The sequence below is a fragment of the Pseudomonas sp. CFBP 5748 genome (assembly GCF_053850495.1).
The window spans coordinates 15,683-39,262 of the sequence record NZ_JBSPTN010000002.1; the positions used below are offsets into that span (position 1 = coordinate 15,683).

At 61.9% G+C, this 23,580-nt stretch carries 23 protein-coding genes; 18 read left to right on the forward strand and 5 right to left on the reverse strand.

Annotation, left to right across the window (positions count from 1 at the left end):
• Positions 1-8 precede the first annotated feature (8 nt).
• The 3 genes from ACWNZ1_RS04715 (at position 9) to ACWNZ1_RS04725 (ending at position 5,077) form a co-directional block, all read left to right on the forward strand.
• The gene (locus ACWNZ1_RS04715; RefSeq protein WP_135845287.1) at positions 9-2,123 is read left to right on the forward strand and encodes a glycosyl transferase family protein; all 2,115 of its coding nucleotides are present in this window, start codon (positions 9-11) and stop codon (positions 2,121-2,123) included.
• A complete protein-coding gene (locus ACWNZ1_RS04720) occupies positions 2,120-4,114 on the forward strand; it encodes an NfrA family protein (protein WP_256452800.1) in 1,995 nt (664 codons plus the stop codon). The genes ACWNZ1_RS04715 and ACWNZ1_RS04720 overlap by 4 nt, the downstream gene beginning before the upstream one ends.
• A 180-nt stretch (positions 4,115-4,294) precedes the next feature.
• Positions 4,295-5,077 (forward strand): alpha-amylase family protein, encoded by a 783-nt coding sequence (locus ACWNZ1_RS04725; RefSeq protein WP_238346755.1) that lies wholly within the window; start codon positions 4,295-4,297, stop codon positions 5,075-5,077.
• On the opposite strand, the gene hpaR (ACWNZ1_RS04730) is transcribed toward ACWNZ1_RS04725, so the two are convergent.
• Both hpaR (ACWNZ1_RS04730) and hpaA read right to left on the reverse strand, forming a co-directional pair.
• Entirely contained in the window at positions 5,078-5,500 is a 423-nt protein-coding gene (gene hpaR, locus ACWNZ1_RS04730) for a homoprotocatechuate degradation operon regulator HpaR (protein ID WP_135845284.1), read from the reverse strand.
• 123 nt (positions 5,501-5,623) lie between these two features.
• Positions 5,624-6,529: a 4-hydroxyphenylacetate catabolism regulatory protein HpaA gene (gene hpaA / locus ACWNZ1_RS04735; protein WP_135845283.1), complete on the reverse strand. Its 906-nt coding sequence runs from the start codon at positions 6,527-6,529 to the stop codon at positions 5,624-5,626.
• A gap of 187 nt (positions 6,530-6,716) precedes the next feature.
• Here hpaA and ACWNZ1_RS04740 point away from each other — a divergent pair, with 187 nt between their 5' ends.
• The 8 genes from ACWNZ1_RS04740 (at position 6,717) to hpaI (ending at position 14,014) form a co-directional block, all read left to right on the forward strand.
• Positions 6,717-7,394, forward strand: coding sequence for a fumarylacetoacetate hydrolase family protein (locus ACWNZ1_RS04740; protein WP_256452799.1), 678 nt, complete (start codon positions 6,717-6,719; stop codon positions 7,392-7,394).
• Positions 7,391-8,161: a fumarylacetoacetate hydrolase family protein gene (locus tag ACWNZ1_RS04745; RefSeq protein ID WP_135845281.1), complete on the forward strand. Its 771-nt coding sequence runs from the start codon at positions 7,391-7,393 to the stop codon at positions 8,159-8,161. The genes ACWNZ1_RS04740 and ACWNZ1_RS04745 overlap by 4 nt, the downstream gene beginning before the upstream one ends.
• A gap of 5 nt (positions 8,162-8,166) precedes the next feature.
• Complete coding sequence (gene hpaE, locus ACWNZ1_RS04750) at positions 8,167-9,627, forward strand: 5-carboxymethyl-2-hydroxymuconate semialdehyde dehydrogenase (protein WP_135845280.1); 1,461 nt, start codon at positions 8,167-8,169, stop codon at positions 9,625-9,627.
• A gap of 117 nt (positions 9,628-9,744) precedes the next feature.
• Positions 9,745-10,602, forward strand: a complete 858-nt coding sequence (hpaD, locus tag ACWNZ1_RS04755) for a 3,4-dihydroxyphenylacetate 2,3-dioxygenase (protein WP_135845279.1) — start codon at positions 9,745-9,747, stop codon at positions 10,600-10,602.
• A 35-nt stretch (positions 10,603-10,637) separates the two neighbouring features.
• Positions 10,638-11,030: a tautomerase family protein gene (locus ACWNZ1_RS04760; RefSeq protein ID WP_135845278.1), complete on the forward strand. Its 393-nt coding sequence runs from the start codon at positions 10,638-10,640 to the stop codon at positions 11,028-11,030.
• A gap of 51 nt (positions 11,031-11,081) precedes the next feature.
• Positions 11,082-12,386: an MFS transporter gene (locus ACWNZ1_RS04765; RefSeq protein ID WP_256452798.1), complete on the forward strand. Its 1,305-nt coding sequence runs from the start codon at positions 11,082-11,084 to the stop codon at positions 12,384-12,386.
• 12 nt (positions 12,387-12,398) lie between these two features.
• Positions 12,399-13,202, forward strand: coding sequence for a 2-oxo-hept-4-ene-1,7-dioate hydratase (hpaH, locus tag ACWNZ1_RS04770; protein ID WP_135845276.1), 804 nt, complete (start codon positions 12,399-12,401; stop codon positions 13,200-13,202).
• Positions 13,203-13,216: 14 nt separating this feature from the next.
• On the forward strand, positions 13,217-14,014 hold the full coding sequence (gene hpaI / locus ACWNZ1_RS04775; RefSeq protein ID WP_456027455.1) for a 4-hydroxy-2-oxoheptanedioate aldolase: 798 nt from the start codon (positions 13,217-13,219) through the stop codon (positions 14,012-14,014).
• A gap of 138 nt (positions 14,015-14,152) precedes the next feature.
• On the opposite strand, the gene hpaR (ACWNZ1_RS04780) is transcribed toward hpaI, so the two are convergent.
• The 3 genes from hpaR (ACWNZ1_RS04780) to ACWNZ1_RS04790 form a co-directional block, all read right to left on the reverse strand.
• On the reverse strand, positions 14,153-14,575 hold the full coding sequence (hpaR, locus tag ACWNZ1_RS04780; RefSeq protein WP_265073063.1) for a homoprotocatechuate degradation operon regulator HpaR: 423 nt from the start codon (positions 14,573-14,575) through the stop codon (positions 14,153-14,155).
• A gap of 175 nt (positions 14,576-14,750) precedes the next feature.
• Entirely contained in the window at positions 14,751-15,692 is a 942-nt protein-coding gene (locus ACWNZ1_RS04785; RefSeq protein WP_135845273.1) for a p-hydroxyphenylacetate 3-hydroxylase reductase component, read from the reverse strand.
• A 71-nt stretch (positions 15,693-15,763) separates the two neighbouring features.
• Positions 15,764-16,933, reverse strand: a complete 1,170-nt coding sequence (locus tag ACWNZ1_RS04790; RefSeq protein ID WP_135845272.1) for a p-hydroxyphenylacetate 3-hydroxylase oxygenase component — start codon at positions 16,931-16,933, stop codon at positions 15,764-15,766.
• Positions 16,934-17,246: 313 nt separating this feature from the next.
• On the opposite strand from ACWNZ1_RS04790, the gene ACWNZ1_RS04795 reads away from it, so the two are divergent.
• From ACWNZ1_RS04795 to ACWNZ1_RS04825, 7 genes are all read left to right on the forward strand, one after another.
• Positions 17,247-18,545: an NAD(P)/FAD-dependent oxidoreductase gene (locus tag ACWNZ1_RS04795; RefSeq protein ID WP_135845271.1), complete on the forward strand. Its 1,299-nt coding sequence runs from the start codon at positions 17,247-17,249 to the stop codon at positions 18,543-18,545.
• A gap of 116 nt (positions 18,546-18,661) precedes the next feature.
• On the forward strand, positions 18,662-19,027 hold the full coding sequence (locus tag ACWNZ1_RS04800; protein ID WP_135845270.1) for a cupin domain-containing protein: 366 nt from the start codon (positions 18,662-18,664) through the stop codon (positions 19,025-19,027).
• Positions 19,028-19,079: 52 nt separating this feature from the next.
• Positions 19,080-19,739 (forward strand): helix-turn-helix transcriptional regulator, encoded by a 660-nt coding sequence (locus ACWNZ1_RS04805; protein WP_256452796.1) that lies wholly within the window; start codon positions 19,080-19,082, stop codon positions 19,737-19,739.
• A gap of 85 nt (positions 19,740-19,824) precedes the next feature.
• Positions 19,825-20,646: a molybdenum cofactor biosynthesis F family protein gene (locus ACWNZ1_RS04810; protein ID WP_256452795.1), complete on the forward strand. Its 822-nt coding sequence runs from the start codon at positions 19,825-19,827 to the stop codon at positions 20,644-20,646.
• Positions 20,639-21,439, forward strand: coding sequence for an SDR family NAD(P)-dependent oxidoreductase (locus tag ACWNZ1_RS04815; protein ID WP_256452794.1), 801 nt, complete (start codon positions 20,639-20,641; stop codon positions 21,437-21,439). The genes ACWNZ1_RS04810 and ACWNZ1_RS04815 overlap by 8 nt, the downstream gene beginning before the upstream one ends.
• The gene (locus tag ACWNZ1_RS04820; protein ID WP_256452793.1) at positions 21,432-22,199 is read left to right on the forward strand and encodes an SDR family oxidoreductase; all 768 of its coding nucleotides are present in this window, start codon (positions 21,432-21,434) and stop codon (positions 22,197-22,199) included. The genes ACWNZ1_RS04815 and ACWNZ1_RS04820 overlap by 8 nt, the downstream gene beginning before the upstream one ends.
• Positions 22,200-22,481: 282 nt before the next feature.
• Positions 22,482-23,537, forward strand: coding sequence for a tetratricopeptide repeat protein (locus ACWNZ1_RS04825; RefSeq protein WP_135845265.1), 1,056 nt, complete (start codon positions 22,482-22,484; stop codon positions 23,535-23,537).
• Positions 23,538-23,580: the final 43 nt, after the last annotated feature.

Consider the following 23,580-nt stretch of genomic DNA (forward strand, 5'->3'; position numbering starts at 1 on the left):
AACCTTCGATGACGTCGCTTTATTGGCCCTATTGGCTGGCCCACTACTACAACTACCTGGAAGCCGCGACCATCGTGGTCGCGGTACTGATCCTGATCTCCAGCCTGGACGATCTGATCATTGACCTGTGGTACTGGTCTCGCCGCCTGTACCGCAAGTTTACCGTGGGCCGTAAATACCGGCCGCTGACCGTCGAGCAACTGTTGGCCCGGGACGAACAGCCCCTGGCGATCATGGTGCCGGCCTGGCTGGAATACGACGTCATCGCGCCGATGATCGAAAACATGGTCTCGACGCTCGACTACCAGAACTACGTGGTCTTCGTCGGCACCTACATCAACGACCAGCGCACCATCGACGAAGTCGAGCGGATGCGGCGACGCTACAAACAGTTGCACCGCGTGGAAGTGCCCCATGCCGGGCCGACCTGCAAGGCCGACTGCTTGAACTGGGTGATCCAGGCGATTTTCCTGCACGAGAAAACCCATGGCATGACCTTCGCCGGCGTCGTCCTGCACGACAGCGAGGACGTGCTGCATCCGCTTGAACTGCGTCTATTCAACTACCTGTTGCCGCGCAAGGACATGATCCAACTGCCAGTGGTATCGCTGGAGCGCAATTGGTACGAATGGGTGGCGGGTGTCTACATGGACGAGTTCGCCGAATGGCATGGCAAGGATCTGGTGGTGCGTGAAAGCATGACCGACACCGTGCCCTCGGCCGGCGTCGGTACCTGTTTCTCCCATCGTGCCCTGCAGGTATTGGCCGGTGAAACCAAAAATCAGCCGTTCAACACCGACAGCCTCACCGAGGACTACGACGTCGGCGCGCGGCTGTCCAAGGTTGGCATGAACGCGATATTCGTGCGTTTTCCGGTGCAGTTCCGGGTGCTGCGCAAATCCTGGTTCCGCAAGCCCTACGAATCGACCCTGACGATGCCTCTGTGCGTGCGTGAATTTTTCCCCGACACCTTCCGCACCGCGTTTCGACAAAAAGCCCGCTGGACCCTCGGCATCGGCCTGCAAGGCTGGGAACAGATGGGCTGGAATGGCTCGCTAGCCAACCGATACCTGCTGTTTCGCGACCGCAAGGGCGTAGTGACAGCGTTCATCAGCATCATCGCCTACGTGATCCTGGTGCAACTGCTGGGCCTGATTATCCTGCGCAACAGTGGCTGGTGGGACATCAGTTTCCCAACGCCGTTTGAAACCAACAGCGTGATCAAATACCTGCTGGTGGCCAACGGCATTGCGCTGGCCTGGAGAATCCTGCACCGCTACTACTTCACCACCGTGTTGTACGGCTGGCAGCACGGCTTGCTGTCGATCCCGCGCATGCTGGTGGGCAATTTCGTCAACTTCATGGCGGCCTCCCGGGCCTGGCGCATGTTTTTGGTGGGCAAGGTGATGAATCGCAAGCTGGTCTGGGACAAGACCATGCATGACTTCCCTTCCACCGACCTGGTTGCCATCGCACCGCGCCGATTGGGCAGCGTGCTGCTGTCGTGGCAGGCCATTACCGACACCCACCTGCAGAGCGCCCTGGATGAACAACAGTCGCGCAACGTGCCACTGGGACGGATTTTGCTGAATAACGGCTGGCTGGACGATGAAACCCTGGCCGAAGCCATCGCATTCCAGAATGACCTGCCCCGGGTCTTCGACGTGGCCGAAAAAGCCGCTACCTCAACCTCATCACTGACCAGCGAGTTTGCGTTGCGCTGGCGGGCCATTCCCTTGGGACCCAATGGCGAAGGTCGTGAACAGATCGCCGTCGCCAACCCGCTTTCCGACGAAGGCCTGCAGCAGGTCAGCGCCGAATTGGGCAGCGAACCGGTGCAATTGATCGCCAGGGAAAGTGAAATTCTCGCGCTGTTGCGCCGATTGCCGGAACGCAACGGCCATGCCGTACCGAATGCCAGTGCGCCGCTGTTGGGTGATTTGTTGATCGAAATGGGCTTGCTCGATCGTGATCAGTTCAGCCGCGCCATGTTGCAGTATCGGCCGCAGCACCACGGTCGGATCGGCGATTACCTGGTCGACAGCGGCGTGCTGCCCCGGGCGACTATCGAACAGGTGGTGGCACGCCAGCACAGCCTCTACCCGACGGAGCTTCCGGCATGAACCGCCCCTTTTTGACCCTCTTGGCCACGGGGCTGAGCCTGATCCCGGCGCTTGCGCCCGCCGAGACGTTGCCACTGCCGCTGACCGGTCCGGCCTACAGCGCCGCCAACGAGGCCTACAGCGCCTACGAGCGCAAGGACTACGACCTGGCCATCGCCAAGGCGCGCGAAGCCCTGCGCCAGCGCGCCGACGTGCCACGCCTGAACACGTTGATTGAGTTGGCCGAACGGGACAAGAAACTGCGCGACCAACCCCGGCGCGCCGCCTCTTCCCGCGCCGCCGCTTCACCGGGTTTCGCGGCGGCGTCCCAGGGCTTCAAGGCCTATGATCGCGAGCAATTCGGCCTGGCCGCGCAATCGGCCCGCAAGGCCATCGCCCAAGCGCCCCGTCGTCGCGATTATCGGTTGTTGCTGGTCGACTCCCTGGAGCGTCAGCAACATCTGGAAGACGCCGATCAGGCCGTCAGCGATGCCCTGGGCACCTTCGCCAACGACGCGACCTTGCTGATGCGGCGCAAAACGATCCGTCGCCAACTGGCCGTACCGCTGGCGACCCAAGGCTACCGCGCCCTGGAACAAGGCAATGCGGCCCTGGCCGTGGACCGGGCGCGCAAAGCCGTAGCCTGGGCTCCGGAAGTTTCCGCCAACCAGCAACTACTTATCAGCGCCCTGCTCTCGGCCAAGGATTACCCCGCTGCCGAACAGGCCGCGTCAGACGCGTTGGCCGTGGACGACCGTCACGCCGCCCCTTGGGTATTGCGCAGCTATGCCCGTAATCGCCAGGGCAAAACGCAGGCAGCCCAGGACGATCTGAACCGAGCCCAGTCCCTTGCTGGCCTGTCGGCAAGGGAAGTTCGCGACCTGCGCTCTGCGCTGGCCCAATCTTCGCCACCCGCCCTGGAGTGTCAGGAAAGCACCTACGGCCTGACCTGCGCCCTCTCGGGTAACACCGGCGCGTTGGCACCGGTGAGTGATCTACAGCTCGCTTATGATCGGGTTCGGGCCGGCGACGATGGGGCAGCCCATGCCGCGTTCCGCAAGGCCGATGCTGCCACCCCACTGCCGTCGGCGGCGGCCCAGGACGCTGCCTACAATGCCATGCGTGTCCACGAAGACGACGAAGCGGTGGCGTATTTCAAGCGCGTCATCGATGGGCAAAAAACCGCAGAAACGCCGATGTCCGCGCAACAACTGTTCGATACCCGTCGTACCGTGGGTGACGTTTCGCGCGCCATGGGCCTGACCAGCACCACCAGCTATCGCGGCTCCAGTGGTCTGAGCGGCGCGCCGAGCACCAATAGCAGCAGTGGCAGCGAAAGCAACGACCTGCTGCAAAACAGCACCGAACTGTCCTGGCGCCCGTTGGGTTATCGCAACGCCCGTTTTGTCGAACTCTACGGGCGCATCACCGACACCTTGTGGAGCAAGAACAGCGACTCGGACACCGGCGCGGATGCCTTGCAAGGGGCGCTCGGCGTGCGGGTCAAACCCTTCAGCTCCGTCAACATCATGGCCGCCCTTGAACGGACCTTCCCTCTCGGGTCTTCCAATGTCGACGGCGACTGGCTGGTGCGCCTGGGCTACGGCTCGAGTATCGGCACCGACCTGCGGGTTGATGTGCCGAGCTGGTGGACTTCGCAGTTGTATGCCGAAGTCGGTCATTACATCAATGACTCGCGCAACTACTTCAACAGCGAATGGCAAGTGGGTCGCAGCTATGCCATCGGCGGCACTGGATCACGCTGGGTGACCTTCCCCCATGTCGTGGCAGCGATCGACTACGATTCGAAGATGAAGAGCGGCTCCAACGGCGACTTCTCGTCCGGCGACGCCGGGGGGATCGGGGTCGGGAACAACGTGCGCTATTGGTTCCGCGAAGACGCCTACAATGCGCCGCGCTCCTACGTGGACTTTTCCCTGCAGTACCGGGCCAGGGTGTTTGGCGAGGACCGCGCCAAAGGCGTGTTTGCCCGCCTGACCTACTCCTATTGAGGACGCTGACGTGATATTCGACGCACGGGTACGAAAGGCGGCTCGCCTGGCCGAGTCACGACTACACTGCACCAGCAAGGGGCGTGCTTGAAAAGCTTCGCCAAATTCGTCAGTCGCAAGATCGGCGCGGTGCTGCTACTGGCCGCGTTCCTCGGCGCAGGTACAGGGACGTACTACATAATGACTACCACTGCGGCACCGAACCTCGTCGGCATCGTCTGGCAGCCGGATAACCAGACCGTCGGCATCAGCGGCAATTGGGAAGAACTGGGGGTGCATGAACTGCTGGTGCAATGGACGGTGGTGGACGACCAGGCCTTCGTGCCCGGCACCGGCTTGACCAGCGTTCCGGTGTTGCCGGACTGGGCGCGCATCGCCAAGACGCCTTGGGCCCAGGATGTCATCCTCGGACTGGCCGGCTATTTCAGCGAGAACCGCACCCGGGACAACATCGAGCAACTGGCTGCGCTGTCGGAACGCATCGCCGGGTTGCCGACGCCGCTGCATGTCACCGGTTGGTATTTTCCCGCCGAAGTCGATCCCAGTTGGGCACGTGCCACCGAGCTGCCGGCCTTGCTGGCCAAACTGCCACGCCCGCTATGGATCAGCGTCTACGACGGCGCCAATATCGGCCCTGCCGCCACCGCCGATTGGCTCAAACAGTGGTTGCCGAACGACATCGGAGTGTTTTTCCAGGACGGCGTCGGCGTCTACGCGCGCACCGCCCCGGTGGCCCGCGACTACGCCGATGCCTTGCGAGATCGACTGGGCAAGGATCGCGTGCGGATCATCGTCGAAGCCTTCCGCCCTAAATACGGCGGTGGCTTCCGCTCAGCCACCGTGGCCGAACTCACGCCGCAATTGGCAGCCTATGACGGCTATCCGCTCTACCTGTTCGACGGGCCGCATTACATGACGCCCGAGTTGGTGAAGCAGTTGAAGCAATCCTTGGCCAATCCTTGATCAAGGCTTGATGTTTTTCAGCTCATTGAGCAGAGCCAGCAGTTGCTGCATTTTTTCCTCGCCAAACTGCTCTTCAATCCGCCGATAGTTGCTTTCCATTCCCTCACTCATCGACACAAAGCACTGCTGGCCGCGTTCGGTCAGGCCGACGAAGACCCGACGCTGATCCTGGCTCGACTTCTGTCGCCGCACCAGGCCATCGCGCTCCAGCCGGCTGAGCACGCCGGTCATACTCGGCTTGAGTATGCAGGCCTGGTGGGCGAGCTGGTGGCTTTCCAGCTCTCCTTGCTGATGCAGGATGCGGATCACCCGCCATTGCTGTTCCGTGAGGTCATGCTGGTTCAACGCCGGGCGAAAAAACGCCATGGCCGCTTCGCGGGCTTGCAACAAGGTCAAGGTCAGTGAAGGTCTCGGGGTGGCCATGTTCGGACTGTTTGGATGGGCGAGTCGGCAGCTTAGTGTTGCCGCCAGGTTGCTGCAAGAAGCATGGCCACGCTATGTCACTGTGGAAGGGGATTCTGTGGGAGCAATCCCCCTCGCCACCAATCAGCGCAACCCCGATTGCCGCTGACGATACTCCCCAGGAGTGAGTTGCGAGTAACGCTGGAAAAACCGACTGAAATAAGCCGGGTCCTTGAATCCAAGCTGGTAGCAGATTTCGTTGACTGAACTGCCGGTGAATAACAGCAGTCGCTTGGCCTCCTGCATCAGCCGCTCCATGATCAACCGCTTGGAAGGCAGGTCGGCAATACGTCGGCAGACATCGTTGAGGCGCGCCTCGGTGACGCCGATGCCCTCGGCGTAACGCGACAGTGGCCAATGTTGCAGGTAATGAGCCTCGATCAGCTCATTGAAGCGGTGAAAGATCTTCAGGTCTTCATGCCGGGCCGGCCTGGCCTCCAGGGAATTGGAGCACAAGCGCAGCAGGCTGATCATGATCAGTCGCGTCAAAGCGTCGAGTGCCGCGCTACGCCCCGGGCGCCCGGCCGTCACCTCCTCGCTCAATTCCTCGAACAGGTATTCCAACCGCCGCACCTCCCCCGCCTGCCCAGGCCCCAATTGCGCCAGCGCAACGCAGGTTGCCGGCAACTGCACACCGGCTGGCGCCAGGCTTGGATCGGCGTCGATCAACTGCCACACCAGTTGCTGGCGCACCGTCAGCACATGCCCATCACTGTCGGCCTCAGTCACGAAGGAATGGGGGATGGTCGGCGGCGTGAGAAAGAACATCGGCCCGGATTCGACGTACTGCTGATCGTCCAGATACACCCGCACAGTACCGGTCTTGACGTAGTGCACCTGGAAAAACCGATCGTGACGATGCACCGGCATGTTGCGCCCGAAAAAACCCGCCAGGTTGGCGAGCCGGTCGTAATGCACCTCGGCGTCGCTGTAGCGCTGGTCGTACACCTGACCAATGTTGATGTTCGGGATCGGCTGGCGGTCGGTCATCACGCAGTACTCATTTTTATTCTGATTCAGGCACCTGCTCGCGCTCATCCTGCACCCAATTTGGCAAGGCAACCAGCGCCCGGCCATTTTGCCACGCTTGACGATAGTTAACATCTTAATTATAACTGTTAACACATTAACAATATGTGCAGAGCCCTCATCACTCTGCCACTGCCAGGAGACAAGCATGAGCCGTGCCCTGCATGACGTCGCGACCGGCACCCTGTTCGGGGTCGCGCTGAACTTTCAAGGGCTGCTGAAGCAGCGCCTCGCCGAGTTCGAGCAACCGCCCTACCAGAAGCCACCGATCAAGCCGGTGTTGTTCATCAAGACGCCCAACACCCGTAACCGCCATGGTGCCGAGGTGGTTCATCCTGGCCACGGCGAACGGCTGCAAGCGGGACCGGCGCTGGGGGTGGTGATGGGTAAATCGGCCAGTCGCGTCAGCGCCGCCGAGGCACTGGACTACGTGGCCGGCTACACGGTCGTCAATGAATTCAGCCTGCCGGAAGACAGCTACTACCGCCCCGCCGTCAAGGCCAAGTGCCGGGACGGCTTCTGCGTCATCGGCCCGGAACTGGTGCCGAGTGCCAACGTTGCCGATCCCCACAGCCTGGCAATCACGCTGTATGTAAACGCTGAGATTTGCCAGCAAAACAACACCGCCAACTTCGTTCGCAACATTCCCCAGTTGATTGCCGAGATCAGCGAATTCATGACCCTGCACGCCGGCGACGTGCTGATCACCGGCACGCCCGAGGGGCGGGTCGATGTACAACCCGGCGACCGCGTCGAAGTCGAAATCAGCGGCCTGGGCCGCCTCGTCAATACCGTCGTGGCCGAGGCAACAGGAGCACGTTCATGAAACACGCGCGCATTCGTTTTGAAGGACAGAACCACGCCGTCACCGTTGAAGCTCACAATGCCGTGCGCCTGGCTGACGGTCGCTTGTTGACCGAGGATCAGGTCCAGTGGCTGCCACCGGCCACCGGCAGCATGTTCGCCCTCGGGCTGAACTACGCCGACCACGCCGCCGAACTGGCGTTCAAACCGCCGACCGAACCCCTGGTGTTCATCAAGTCGCCCGGCACCTACACCGGCCACAACCAAGAGACCTGGCGCCCCGACAACGTCGCCTACATGCACTACGAGTGCGAGCTGGTGGCGGTCATCGGCAAAGCCGCGCGCAACGTCAAGCGCGAGGATGCGCTGGGCTACCTGGCCGGCTACACCGTGTGCAACGACTACGCGATCCGCGACTACCTGGAAAACTACTACCGCCCCAACCTGCGAGTGAAAAATCGCGATGCGACGACGCCTGTCGGCCCATGGATCGTCGATGTGACGGATGTAGCGGACCCGAGCAACCTGAAATTGCGCACCTGGATCAACGGCCAATTGCGCCAGGAAGGCAGCACCAAGGACATGATTTTCGACATCCCCTACCTGATCGAATACCTGTCCAGCTTCATGACCCTGCAACCCGGCGACATGATCGCCACCGGCACGCCGGAAGGCCTGGCGGACGTCGTGCCGGGTGATGAAGTGATCGTGGAAGTGGAAGGCGTCGGCCGCCTGGTCAACCACATTGTCAGCGAAGCCGAGTTCTTCGCATCCCGTAAAGAGGCGTGAGCAGCATGATCAAGCACTGGATCAACGGCCGCGAGGTCGAAAGCAAAGACGTTTTCGTCAACTACAACCCGGCCACCGGCGAAGCCATCGGCGAAGTCGCCAGTGGCGGTGCCGAGGAAGTTGCCCAGGCCGTGGCGGCGGCCAAGGACGCTTTCCCGAAGTGGGCCAATACGCCGGCCAAGGAGCGCGCCCGGTTGATGCGCAAGCTCGGCGAGCTGATCGAGCAGAACGTGCCGAAACTGGCCGAACTGGAAACCCTCGACACCGGCTTGCCGATCCACCAGACCAAGAACGTGCTGATCCCGCGGGCGTCCCACAACTTCGATTTCTTCGCCGAAGTCTGCACCCGCATGGACGGTCACACGTATCCGGTCGACGATCAGATGCTTAACTACACCCTGTACCAACCGGTGGGCGTCTGTGGGCTGGTATCGCCGTGGAACGTGCCGTTCATGACCGCGACCTGGAAGACCGCGCCCTGCCTGGCCCTGGGCAACACCGCCGTGTTGAAAATGTCCGAGCTCTCGCCCCTGACCGCCAACGAGCTGGGTCGCCTGGCCGTCGAGGCCGGCATTCCCAACGGCGTCTTGAACGTGATCCAGGGCTACGGTGCCACGGCCGGCGACGCGCTGGTGCGTCACCCGGATGTGCGGGCGATTTCCTTCACCGGCGGCACCGCCACCGGCAAGAAAATCATGCAGACCGCCGGGTTGAAGAAGTATTCGATGGAACTGGGCGGCAAGTCGCCGGTGCTGATTTTCGAAGACGCCGACCTTGAGCGGGCCCTTGATGCGGCCCTGTTCACCATCTTCTCGCTCAACGGTGAACGCTGCACCGCCGGCAGCCGGATTTTCATCCAGGAAAGCGTCTACCCGCAGTTCGTCGCCGAGTTCGCCGCCCGCGCCAAGCGCCTGATCGTCGGCGATCCGCAGGACCCGAAAACCCAGGTCGGCTCGATGATCACCCAGGCCCACTACGACAAGGTCACCGGTTATATCAAGATCGGCATCGAAGAAGGCGCCACCCTCCTGGCCGGTGGCCTGGAACGTCCGGCCAACCTGCCGGCCCACCTGAGTCGCGGCCAGTTCATCCAGCCGACGGTGTTCGCCGACGTGAACAACCAAATGCGCATCGCCCAGGAGGAAATCTTTGGTCCGGTGGTCTGCCTGATCCCGTTCAAGGACGAAGCTGAAGCCTTGCAACTGGCTAACGACACCGAGTACGGCCTGGCGTCGTACATCTGGACCCAGGACATCGGCAAAGCCCATCGCCTGGCCCATGGCATCGAGGCCGGCATGGTGTTCATCAACAGCCAGAACGTGCGCGACCTGCGCCAGCCTTTCGGCGGCGTGAAGGGTTCCGGAACCGGCCGCGAAGGTGGACAGTACAGCTTTGAAGTGTTCGCCGAGATCAAGAACGTTTGCATCTCCATGGGCAGTCATCACATTCCGCGGTGGGGCGTATGACTGTAGAAAAAATCTGGTGATTAACCTTGTGGCGAGGGGCTTGAGCCATCCAGAGCATCAAGCTGTGACTTACCGATTGCTCGTACTCAACAAGAACAATTTTTCAGGAGAATCATCATGGGCGAAGTCGTCCTGGCTGCGAAAATCTGCCACGTTCCCTCGATGTACCTGTCGGAGCTGCCCGGCAAGCACCACGGCTGTCGCGCCGCGGCAATTGCCGGGCACAAGGAAATCGGGCGCCGCGCCCGTGAGCTGGGCGCCGACACCGCCGTGGTGTTCGACGTGCATTGGCTGGTCAACAGCGCCTATCACGTCAACAGTGGCGAACAATTCAAAGGCATCTACACCAGCAACGAGCTGCCGCACTTCATCAAGAACATGGAGTACGAATACTCGGGTGCCCCGGAGCTGGGCGAGTTGATCGCCGCCGAGGCCAATGCCGCCGACGTGCGCACCCTGGCCCACAACATCCCGAGCCTGGAGCTGGAATACGGCACGCTGGTGCCCATGCGTTACATGCACATGGACGTCCCGCAAGAACAGAAATTCAACGTTGTGTCGATTGCCGCCTGGTGCGCCTGGCACCGCCTGCAAGACAGCTTCACCTTTGGCGCCGCCGTACGCCGGGCCATCGAGAAAAGCGATCGCAAGGTGCTGGTGCTGGCCTCCGGCTCGCTGTCGCACCGGTTCTCCGACGATCGCAATGCCGAAGCCAATATCCATAACTGGACGCGCGAGTTCGACAAACAAGTCGACCTGCACGTCGTCGAGCTATGGCGCCAGGGCCGCTGGAAAGAGTTCTGCGCCATGCTTCCGGACTACGCCGAACACTGTTTCGGCGAAGGCAAGATGCATGACACCGCCATGCTTCTGGGGCTGCTCGGGGGGCCGGATTACGACAAGCCTGCCGAAATCATCACCGAGCCTTTCGGCAGCTCCGGCACCGGCCAGATCAACGCCATTTTCCCCGTTTGAGCAACAGCTTCACGCTGTCGTCGCAGGAGGCTTCCATGCCGCACTTCATCGCTGAATACACCGACAACATCGAACAACAGGCCGACCTGCCCGGCCTGTTTGAAAAGGTCCACACCTTGCTGGGCGACAGCGGCGTGTTTCCCCTGGGCGGCATCCGCAGCCGCGGCGTGCGCCTGGACACCTGGCGCATGGCCGACGGCAAGCACGACTACGCCTTCGTCCACATGACGCTGAAAGTCGGCCATGGTCGCGATTTGGCCACGCGCCAGAAAGTCGCGGAAAAACTCTTCGAGGTGATCACCGCGCACTTCGCCGAACTCCAGGCTCAACGTTTGCTGGCCCTGTCGTTCGAGATGATCGAGCTGCACGAACAGCTCAACTTCAAGGCCAACAACGTCCACGCCTTCCTCAAGGCCCAGACGCGTTAAGCCTGCCGACCCGCTCGTCCCTTCGGCCTCTCTGACAAAAAGTACAAAACCATGAGCACAGCCAATACCGCCGACACTGCCGGCACCATCGCGCACGACCGCACCCATGCCACCATCACCTGGCGGCTGATGCCGCTGCTGTTGGTCTGCTACCTCTTCGCCCACCTGGACCGCATCAACATCGGCTTCGCCAAGATGCAGATGAGCGCTGACCTGCAATTCAGCGACACGGTCTACGGCTTCGGCGCCGGTCTGTTCTTCATCGCCTATGCGCTGTTTGGCGTGCCGAGCAACATGGCCCTGGACCGGATCGGCCCGCGCCGTTGGATCGCGACACTGATGGTGATCTGGGGTGCCTTGTCCACCGGCATGTTCCTGATTGAAAGCGCAGCTGGCTTCTACGTCTTGCGTTTCCTGCTGGGGATGGCCGAGGCCGGTTTCTTCCCGGGGATCCTGGTGTTTCTCAACCGCTGGTACCCGGCTCGGCGCCGGGCCCAGGTGACCGCGCTGTTCGCCATTGCCGTGCCGATGGCCGGGGTGATCGGCGGGCCATTGTCCGGTGGTATTCTCGAGCATTTCCATGATGTTGGCGGTTTGCGCGGCTGGCAGTGGATGTTCGTCATCGAAGGGCTGCCGGTGATCCTGCTCGGCCTGGTGGTGCTCAAGTGCCTGCCGGACAGTTTCGAGGTGGTCAGTTGGCTAACGCCGCAAGCCAAGCAGCAACTGCGCGAACAACTGAGCGTTGAAGAGCAAGGCAAATCCATTACCTCGTTCTCGGCGATCCTCAACAACCCGCAGGTCTGGTTGCTGGTGGCGGTGTATTTCGCGGTGATGCTGGCGGTCAATACCCTGGCCTTCTGGATGCCCACCTTGATCCACGGCGCCGGCATCGGCAGCGACGGCAAGGTTGGGCTGCTCAGCGCCGTGCCCTACCTGGCGGGCTGCTTCTTCATGATCGGCTGCGGACGGTCCTCCGATCGTAATCGCGAACGGCGTTGGCACCTGTGTGTACCGCTGCTGATGGCGGCGGCCGGCATCGCGCTCGCCGGGCTCTCGCCCAGCAACCCGACCCTGGTGCTGGCTGGCCTGATTGTCGCCGGCATGGGCGCCAGCGCAGCGTTGCCGATGTTCTGGCAACTGCCACCGGCCTTCCTGTCCAACAGCACCCAGGCCGCCGGCATCGCCCTGATCAGCTCCTTCGGCAGCATCGCTTCGTTCTTCGCCCCCTACCTGATCGGTTGGATGCGCGACACCACCCAGAGCGCCAGCCTGGCCCTGTATGTGCTGGCGCTGCTCATCGCCCTTGGCGGCCTGCTGGTGCTGCGCACCCGGGCCGCCATCGTCAATCCTCACTAAGAGATCCTTGCCATGCTCGACCAGAACCTCATCCAACAAGCCGCCGCCCGCCTCGACCACGCCGAACGTTCGCGCGAACAGGTGCGGCAATTTTCCCTCGACCACCCGGACATCACGATCGATGATGCCTACGCCATCCAGCGCGCCTGGGTCGCGCAAAAGATCAAGGACGGCCGCAAGCTGGTCGGCCACAAAATCGGCCTGACGTCCCGGGCCATGCAGGTTTCGTCGAACATCACCGAACCAGACTACGGCGCGCTGCTGGACGATATGTTTTTCGACGAAGGCACCGACATCCCATTCGAACGCTTCATCGTGCCACGGGTGGAAGTCGAACTGGCGTTCATCCTCGGCAAGCCGTTGAAGGGCCCGAACGTGACCGTGTTCGATGTGCTGGACGCCACCGAATGGGTGATCCCGGCGCTGGAAATCATCGATGCGCGCATCCAGCAAATCGATCCGCAGACCAAGGCCACCCGCAAGGTCTTCGACACCATTTCCGACAATGCCGCCAACGCTGGCGTGGTGATGGGCGGGCGGGCGGTACGTCCCACGGAGATCGACCTGCGCAAGGTGCCAGCGGTGCTCTACCGCAACGGCGTGATCGAAGAATCCGGAGTCTCGGCGGCGGTACTCAATCATCCGGCCAAAGGCGTGGCCTGGCTGGCAAACAAGTTGGCGGCCTACGACGTGACGTTGCAACCGGGGCAAATCATTCTGGGTGGCTCTTTCACCCGCCCCGTGGCGGCCAACCCGGGCGATACCTTCCATGTCGACTACGACATGCTCGGTTCCATCGCTTGCCGTTTCGTCTGATCGGAGACCGGTTCATGGACATGCCTATCAACACCTTCAAACAACGCCTGCGCAGCGGTGAAGCGCAGATCGGCCTGTGGCTGGGCCTGGCCGATGCCTACTGCGCCGAACTCGCCGCCAACGCCGGCTTCGACTGGCTGCTGATTGACGGCGAACACGCGCCCAATGACCTGCGCACGATGCTCGGCCAGCTCCAGGCCTTGGCCCCCTACCCCTGCCAACCGGTGATCCGCCCGGTGATTGGCGACACCGCGCTGATCAAGCAAGTGCTCGACATTGGCGTGCAAACCTTGCTGGTACCGATGGTGGAAAGCGCCGACCAGGCGCGCGAGCTGGTGCGTGCCATGCACTACCCACCCCACGGTGTGCGCGGGGTCGGCAGCGCACTGGCCCGGGCGTCGCGCTGGAACAGCATCCCCGGCTACCTCGACAAGGCCGATGAACAGATGTGCCTGCTGGTGCAGATCGAAAGTCGCGAGGGCCTGGCCAACCTGGACGCCATCGCTGCGGTGGACGGTGTTGACGGGGTGTTCATCGGGCCGGCGGACCTGAGCGCGTCCATGGGCTTTCGTGGCAATCCCGGCCACCCGGATGTGCAAGCCGCCATCGAGGACGCCATCGGCCGGATCCGCCAGGCGGGTAAAGCCGCCGGGATTCTCAGCGCCGATGAAAAACTGGCTCGGCGATACATCGAACTTGGCGCCGCGTTTGTCGCGGTGGGCGTCGACACCACGGTGTTGATGCGCGGTTTGCAGACCCTGGCCGCGACGTTCAAAGACACACCAAAGCCTGCGGCGGGTGGTGTGTACTGATAGCAACACAAACCTCTTGTGGCGAGGGAGCTTGCTCCCGCTGGGTCGCGAAGCGGCCCCGCTTTCTTACGATTGCTACGCAATCGAGCGGAAGCAAGCCCCCTCGCCACAAAAGCTGAGTGGAGCCGCCTGGATGTCTCAGCGCCTGATCGCTTTCAAGTCATTGAGCAACCCCAGCAACGTCTGCAGCTTTTCCTCCCCCAACTGGCCCTGCAAGCGCTGGTAATTCTCCTCCATGCTCTGGCTCATCGAATCGAAGCATGCCTGCCCCTGGGGGGCCAGGCGCACCAGCACCCGCCGCTGATCCTGTTCGGCCTTGCGCCGCTCCACCATGCCCGCCGCTTCCATGCGCACCAGCACGCCGGTCATGCTGGGCTTGAGAATGCAGGCCAGTTCGGCCAGGCGATTGATCTCCAGCTCGTCGTGCTGGCTGAGAATACGGATGACCCGCCATTGCTGTTCGGTCAAGCCGTGCTGATTGAGGGAAGGACGGAAAAACCCCATGGCCGCTTCACGGGCCTGTAGCAAGGTCAGGGTCAAGGATTGGCGCGGTTTGGGCATGGAGGGTGTTCGCGAAAGGGGATTTAGTTAATGAGTTAACTAAATCTTAACAGCTTCCAGCCAATACCGAACCCTCCATTCAAAGAGTCTGGATCAGGATCAAGTAGCCATGAACCCGAAGTCCCCATGGCGAGGGAGCTTGCTCCCTCGCCATGGGATTGCTGTCGATACAGGCTCAAGCGCCTTTGATCACGCCCTTGAGCACCTCCTTGAAATGCTCGACCTGCTCCTCGCTGAACTGGCCGAACACCTTATCCTGCTGTTCCTTGGCAATTGCCCAGAGCCCTTCGGTTTCATCGACACCTTTGACGGTCAGGCGCACTCGATCGCCTTCATCGCTCACCAGGCCCTTGCGCTTGAGGTTGGCCACGGCTTCTTCGATCTCGCGCACCGGCATCGCCACTTCCCGCTGCAGATCGCAGAGGCCCAGCCCGGCGTCGTTCTCCAGCACCATCAACATCCGCGCTTCACTGGTACGCAACCCAGTGGACAACTGGCGAGGCTGGTAGCTGGCCTGGTAGGCCCGCAACGCCTGGGTCATCAGGTAATACAGATTGTGGCTCAAGCGACCTTGGAAGTGACTACTGGGGGACTGCCCCTCTTCCCGTTTGGTCATGCGGGTGTGGGGCAAGACCATCGAGTAGGCACCCTGGTGATAGAGCAATGGCGAACGCCCAAAATCGTCAAAGGCCACGACCTTGCCGATCATGATCCAGTGATCGCCGCCGTCAACCTGTTGGAATTTTTCACAATGAAAGCGCGCCGAGCAGTCCACGAACACGGGGGCCCCACCTTCACCGGCCTCGAACTGGATCTCGGCGAAGCGGTCCTCCTTGGGCCGGGCGAAGTTGTTCGACAGGTCGATCTGGTCGGCGGCCAGCACGTTCACGGCAAAATGGCTGGCCGCTTCGAACACGCCGTGACTGCTGGAGCGTTTGTCGATGCTCCAGAGAATCAGCGGCGGGTCCAGGGACACCGAATTGAAACTGTTGGCCGTCACGCCGACCTTGCGGCCATCGTCAGTCGCGGCGGTGACCACGGTCACGCCCGTGGCAAAGTTGCCCAGGGCGCGACGGAACGCGCGGGTGTCGAAAGCGGTATCGCAAACATTAGACATGCAAGACTCCCGGCCGCCTCAGGCGACGGCCTCGATTGTTGTTATATGAGCCGGGCTCGGTGAGCAGGCGGTCAAACCATGGTGGGATCGGGCTCCAGGCCCATCAATTCACGACCGAGGATCTGCGCACAGACGTCGTAATCGGTGTAGGCGTGAGCGCCGGTGAGGTGGGCATCGCGGAACAGTCGCTGCAGTTCGTTATTCTCGAACCACGCGCCACCACCGGCCGCCTCCATCAGGCGATCCACTGCCTGGATGCACATCTTGGTGGCATACGCCTGGTTGGTCCGCCAGAACGCCAGGGTTTCACGGCTGGGGTATTGCTGGCGCTCACCGTGTTCGGCGTGCTCCTGCCAGGTTTTCTCCAGGAAGGCCCGGGCCGCCGCGACTTGATGGGTAGATTCGGCCAGCCGCATCAACGCCGGGGTGGCCGCGCCTACCGCTGCACCGGTGTAGGCGCGCACGCGGTTGCGGGTTTTCTCACGAAAGACCTCCAGCATGCGTTCGGCCACGCCCAGGCTGACGGTGGAAAACCCACTGGCGAAATACGGACGATACGGCGAGTAGAAAATCTTGCTGTCGGGGTACAGGCCAAACCCGCCGGATTTGCCTTCCATCATGTCCTTGGCTTTCTGGATCCGATGCTCCGGCACGAACGCGTTATCGACGATCAATGTCTTGCTGCCACTGCCGCGCATGCCCACCGCGAACCAGTCATCGCGAATCTCATAATCGCTGCGAGGCAACACGGCGAAGCAATAGTCCTGGGTGCCTTCGGCGTTTTTACGGCGAAACCCCATGATCGCCCACTCGGCATGGTCGCAACCACTGCTCCAGCCCATCTCACCGCTGAACGTCACACCCCCCTCGACTTCCTCGGTGCGGCCAAACGGCGCGATGCTGCTGCTGGCGGTGGCATCGGGATCATCGCCCCAGACTTCCTCCTGAGTCTTGGCCGGGAACATTGCCAGTTGATGGCTGTGGGTGCACAACAGGCTCATGGCCCAGGCGGTGCTGGCGCAGGAACCGGCCAGCAACGCGATGCAATCGGCGAACTGCGGCAGGGAAATCTCCATGCCCCCGTACTTTTTCGGCTGGAAGGCCTTGTGCATGCCGATGCCTTTGAGCAGGGCTATATTCTCGGCAGGGACGCTACGGTCCTTTTCCGCCTGGAAGGCATTGGCGGCAATCGCCGGCAGGATAGGCTTGAGGTCTTCGAGCAGCGGATTTGGCTTTTTCATGGACGGGCTCTTTTATTATTTGACATCTACCGATCCCGCGTTTTCCCGGCAACCTGAGGGTGCGGAAACGGCGGGATCAATGATTAAGGCCGCTCCAGTATGGGTAATCGAGAGCCAGCGAAAAATGCACCTTCCAGATCCAAGATTGTACTTTTCATGGCGCCGGTTTCAGCCACATGGCGCGCTCGATCAAATACCCCGGCACGGATGATCAAGACAGGCGTTCCCGCCAGGGCTCTTAATAGGGCCAACGCATGCAGCGCTTTGCGAAGGCGCTGCAACGGAGTTTCCTTTCACTTTGTCAGGTTGCGTCATGATCAATATCGAAACGCCCACCTATTACACGGCCACCAAGAAATACAACCTCAGCTTCCCTACCCTGGAACAGGATGTGGAAGCCGACGTTGTGGTGATTGGCGGCGGTTTCTCCGGCATCAATACCGCGCTGGAGCTCGCCGAAAAAGGCATCACCAACATCGTGGTGCTGGAGGCGCGTTACCTGGGCTTCGGCGGCACCGGGCGCAACGGCGGGCAGATCATGGCCGGCATCGGTCATGACCTGGAAAAAATCAAGAAGGACGTCGGTGAAGAAGGCCTGCGCCAGATCTTCGAGATCAGCGACCTGGGCGCGGACATCATCAAGGACCGCATTGCCAAGTACGCCATCGATGCCGACTTCTGCCACGGCTACGGCTATATGGGCTTCAACGCTCGCCAGGAAAAAACCCTGCGAGCCTGGGAAAAAGACTTCAAGTCGGTCAATAGCAAGCACGAGATCCGCTTTCTCGGCGGCTCCGACGTGCAGCAGATCATCGGTTCCAAGGCCTATGGCAGCGCCTTGCTGCACATGGGTGGTGGGCACGTGCATTCGCTGAACCTGCTGCTGGGTGAAGCCAAGGCGCTGGTCAGCCACGGCGTGCGAATTTTCGAAAACAGCCCGGCCCTGGAGGTCAGCTATGGCGAACGGATCACCGTGCGTACCGGCCGCGGTTCGGTCAAGGCCAGCAAGCTGCTCTGGGCCTGCGACAGTTTCCTCAACAAGCTGGAGCCGGAGCTGCACCGCTCGACCATCAACACCTACGCCTTCCAGATGATGACCGAGCCGTTGTCGGACGAACTGATCCAGCGCATCAGCCCGATTCGCGGCGCCTACAGCGATATTCGCCCGGTGATCGACTACTACCGCGTCACCAACGAAAACCGCCTGCTGTTCGGTGCCGCCACGCCCTTGGTGGAGCATATTCCCCAGGACCTCAAGGCTTGGAACCGACGCCTGATGCTGAAGATTTTCCCGTATCTCAAGGACGTGAAGATCGACCTGGCCTGGGGCGGCCCGATGGCGTGCAGTCCGAACCTGTTCCCGCAAATCGGCACCCTGCCCGGTCGCAGCAATGCGTTTTTCGTCCAGGGTTACTCAGGCTTTGGCGTCACGCCGAGCCACATCATCTGCAAGGTGCTGGCCGAAGGCATGAGCGAGGGCTCGGCGCGCTACGACCTGGTCAGCTCGATCCACCGCCCGACCATCATCGGCAAAGACGCCATCCGCCCACTGCTACTGACCGCCGGCAAGTCCTGGCATCAGCTGTCGGGTTACTGGAATGGCCGTCGCTGACGGCCAGACACCCCTGGATGTCGGTCAGTTAAGCAACCCCTTGTGGGAGCGAGGTTTAACTGACTGGCACTGGACACACCCCACCTTTGTTATTTCAATCACCAGGAGTCACTGCCATGCCCCTCATCACCCTCAAAAAAGACATCCAGCTGTCCGAACTGGACGCCTGGGGCACCGTCGCCGATCTCGGCTCACAAATTCTCGAAGGCGAAGTCAAAGCCTTCGGCAAGATGACCTTTGGCGCACCGAACGACCCGATCAGTAGTGCCTACTTCGGCACGACACAGGGCAAGTTCCGAATGGTTTATCCGTTCTGCGAACAAGCCACCGTGGTCACCGGCGAAGTGGTGCTCACCGACGAAGCCACCGGCCAAAGCACCCGCTACCAGGCGGGCGACAGCTGGTTCGTGACCAAGGGCACGCCCGTGCTGTGGGAAGTGGTCAGCGAAAGTTTCGTCAAACACTACTTCGCGGTAGCCTGATCGGACCCGGCCGCCGGCCCCAGCGGCGGCCCTTTTGACGAAGGTCGCGACCATGAACGTCATCCCCACCCAGGACATCGCCGGCCACTGCCTGCACGCGTTCACCCAGCTCATTCCCGCCAGCCGGGCGGCCTTCTACTGCGTCGACCGGCACCTGCAGGCCCATGACTTCAGCTTGCAGGGCATGAGCGGCGAGATGCATCGCGACTATCTGGACCACTACCGCCAGTTCGACCCGCTGCAACCGCGATACTGCGTGTCCAGCGACCTGGCCGTGGTGCCGCTGGGCCTGGCCATGGCCCGCCAACCGATGCGGGACAGCGAGCGCTATCGCAGCTTCTTGCAGCGCTACGGCGTGGTAGATGTCGTGGAAGTCTTCGCCCATCGGGACGGTCAGCCTCAAGCTGCCATTTCGTTATTGCGCACTGTCGACCAAGGCGTTTTCACCCACCAGCAGTTGACCCAACTCAACGCGTTACAGGCCTTGCTGCAACTGGCGGTCGCCCATCTGCCGGCCCATGAGGACGCATTAAGCGACCTGACGCCCAAGGAACGCCAGATTGCCTTGCTGCTGCGCCAAGGCGTAAGCAACAAACAGTTGGCTCGGGAGTTGGATGTGGGCTTGCCGACCATCAAGACTCACCTGATCAACCTGTTCCGCAAGGTTGGCGTGAGCAGTCGTACCGAGTTGGTCAGCGCCCTGTTTCTCTAGCGCAGTTCAACCATACGGTTGATAGGCCGCCGTTGCTCAGAACCGCATGATCCGGGTGGCTATCTCACCCAACCGGAGCCTTGCAATGAGCACACCTACAGACTGGATCACCGTCGGCGCCCTGGCCGACGGCTTCGCCCCTGAAGCCTTCATCCTGCCCAACCTGGCGGATCTGAAGGGCAAGACCTTCACCCTGAATTTCGCCAATGGCTGGCAGATCGAGCATCGATTTGAACAAGACACCGTGTCCTGGGACGCGGCTGACGGGCACTCCAGTGGCACCGCGGTCTATCGGGCCACGTCGGTACGCCCAGGTCTGTACCTGGTGGATTTCCTCAAGGGTGAAGGCACGCAAACCTTTTCGGTCAGCCTTGTGCTCGATACCGCCAGCGCTGCATTCACCGCTGTGATCGGCCGTATGCCCGCGCCGGAGCAAACCCGTGAAGGCCTTTACAGCCGCGCCTTGGCCGGCAAGCCACTGACCTCGGTTGAAGTGCAGTTCCTCCACGGCAGCCTCGACCGCCCCTGGCAGCCAGGCCTGTGCCCGCACGCCCCGACCAGCGAACTGGTGGGGCTGCGCAACCTGTATCGCTACAGCCCGAGCGAGGTCTATGAACACATTTACCTCAACGACCAGTTCTATTCGTGGCAATGCCTCAAGGGCGTTGAACAAGGCCTGTGCGACACCGATCGCTGCGACACCTACAAGATCGCCGATCAGTTGTACCTGTTCGTCTGGCGGGAAAAGATCATCCCAACCCTGGGCCTGGTGCTGATCGACCTGCAACAACACCGCAGCGACGGCAAGATCTTCGGCTACGCCGGCGCCTCCTTCGATGAGTTTTCCAATTTCCCGGTCAGCTCCTACTGCCAGGTGCTCAACCGGACGGAGTATCCCGATGCCTGAATTACGCACCGTCGTGATCACCGGCGCAGGCACCGGCATCGGTGCCGCCTGCGCCCGATCGTATGCCGCCGAAGGCGCCAACCTGGTGTTGATCGGCAGGCGTCGCGAGCCCCTGGAGCAACTGGCCAGGGAAATCGGCGGCCTGGTGCTGGTGGGCGATGCGGCCTGCCCGACGACCTGGGACGCCTTCATCGCGCAGATCCGCGAGCACTATGGCCGACTCGATGTGTTGCTGGCCTGTGCCGGCGGCATGGGGCTGGGCAGCGCCACCGAGACCAGCCCGCCGTCCTGGGAAGCGGCCCTGCGCAGCAACCTCGACAGCGCCTTCTACAGCGCCCGGGCTTGCCTGCCGCTGCTGCGGGAAAACGCTGGCAACATTGTGCTGATCGCCTCCATTGCGTCATTGGCGGCAGGCCCCCAAGTCTGCGGCTACACCACCGCCAAGCATGCGCTACTGGGCCTGAACCGCTCCCTGGCACGGGACTATGGTCCCAAAGGCGTGCGGGTCAACGCCGTCTGCCCTGGCTGGGTCCGCACGCCGATGGCCGATGAGGAAATGCAGGTATTGATGCAGTTTCATGGCGAGACGCTGCAACAGGCCTACGACCGGGTCTGCGCCGATGTGCCATTGCGCCGCCCCGCCAGCGCGCAGGAGATTGCCAATGTCTGTCGCTTCCTGGCTTCGGAACAAGCCTCGATCATCACGGGTGCGACGTTGGTGGCCGACGGCGGTTCCAGCATCGTAGATGTGCCAACCCTGGCGTTCAGTCGGATGGAGCAAACTCATGCCTGAGGATCTGGATTTCAGCGGTAAGACCGTGCTGGTGACCGGCGGCGCCCAAGGTATTGGCCGGGCCATCGTTGAAGCCTTCGCCCTGCGCGGGGCCTGCGTGGTGATCGCCGACCTGGGCCTGACGCAAGCCGAGGCCGTGGCGAGCCAATTGACTGCCGAGGGTTGTCAGGTGGAAGCCGTGGGCGTCGACCTGGCCGACGCTACGGCGATCTCCGGGATGATGGCCGGACTGGAGCTGCGCCTGGGCAGGCTGGATATCCTGGTGCACAACGCCGGGTATTTCCCGCTGACGCCCTTCGCCCGGATCACGCCGCCGCTGCTTGAGCGAACGCTGGCGGTGAACCTGTCGGCGCTGTTCTGGCTGACCCAGGCCGCGCTGCCGATGTTCCGGCGCCAGGGCCAGGGTTGCGTGCTGGTGACCTCCTCGGTCACCGGCCCGCGGGTCGCGTATCCGGGCCTGAGCCACTACGCGGCGTCGAAGGCCGGGGTCAACGGTTTCATTCGTAACGCGGCGCTGGAACTGGCCGCTGAGAATGTGCGGGTCAACGGTGTCGAGCCCGGCATGATCGCAACACCGGCCATGGCCAACCTCGGGGACGATGAAGTCAACCAGGACATCGCCCGCCGGGTACCGCTGGGGCGCCTCGGCAAGCCGAGCGACATCGCTGGGGCCATGCTGTTCCTGGCCTCGGACCTGGCCGCCTATGTCACCGGACAAACCCTGGTGGTCGACGGCGGTTCGACGTTGCCGGAGGTTTGAGTTTGGGAGCCGGGCTCTTCCGGCAATAGTGGTAGAGCTGCCTGCTCAAATGTTGAATGTGCCGCCGCCATCGCGAGCAAGCTCGCTCCCACATTGGTTTGCGGGCAATCACAAAGTCTGCTTCCACAACCAATCCCTGTGGGAGCGAGCTTGCTCGCGATCAACGATGACGCGGTCTGGTTGAAGCCCACGGCATCACCCGAAGCGTCCTTAAGGTTTGACTCAGGCCCGCACCTGGCCGAAGCTTGCGACATTTCGCGCTTCTGGTTATGGATTTCCTGCATGCATCTGCCCCGCCGCTATCTGCTTATCAGCCTGTCCGTCCTGTTGGTGATCGGTCTCCTCGCGGTGTGGCTACGCAGCACTACCCCGCAGATCCCCGAGGCGATCAAGCGTGGCTACAGTGAAGCCCTGGAAAAGGCCCGCAACGGGCAGCCGGGCGCGGCGCGAATGCTTTATCAACAACTGGGACGCCCGGACCTCTCACCCAAGCGGCGCGTGTGGCTGCACGCCGAGTTGCCCAACTACCCAAGCCCTCAGGCCCTCAAACTGGCGGCCGCGGACCTGCACAGCGAATCGCCAGATGTACGTCGAGCGGCCATTGGCAGCATCGTCGGGCTGGTGCCGACAGGCCAACGCAGCCTATTGCTGGGACCGTTGCTCGATGATGATGACCAGAGCGTCCGATTCGCCGCCGTGAACGCACTACTGGGTTCGTCACCGGATGACCTCGGCTTGTATTTCGGCGCGATGCAGCTCGCCATCGACACCTGGGAGCAGGTGCTTGAAGACGGCCCGCAAACGGCCGAGTCGCACTATCAGCTTGCCCGCCTGCACTTGCACAACGCCGAGCTGAAAAAGGCCCAGCAGGCGCTGGAACACACCTTGCGCCTGCAACCGGACAACCTGCCGGCGTTGGTCATGCAGATCGAAGTGCTGGACAAACAGGGCCAGGGCGAAGCCGCAAGACATTTGCTCGCCCGGCAGTTGCAAACCCAACCGGACTCGGCTTATCTGCAACATGCATTGGGCCTGTGGCTGCTGCAACATGGCCAGAACGAATACGCGGTACTGGGCCTGGCAAAAGCCGTGGAACTTGAACCCAATAACCGCACATACCGTTATGACCTGGCAACCACCCTGCACGCCGAGCAGGAACTGGAAGCCGCGCAGAAACAGCTACAGGAAATCGTCCAGCGCTACCCCGCCGACCGCAAGGCCCGAGTGTTGTTGATCAACTACTGGAAGGAGACCGGACAATTGCAGAATGTGCAGATCCTGCTGGCCCAACTCGAGCAGCTCAACCCCGACGATCCGGCCTTGCAGCAAGGCCTGTAGGCATCGCACCACCAGCCAGAAATTGTGCAGTAGACCTCGTTTT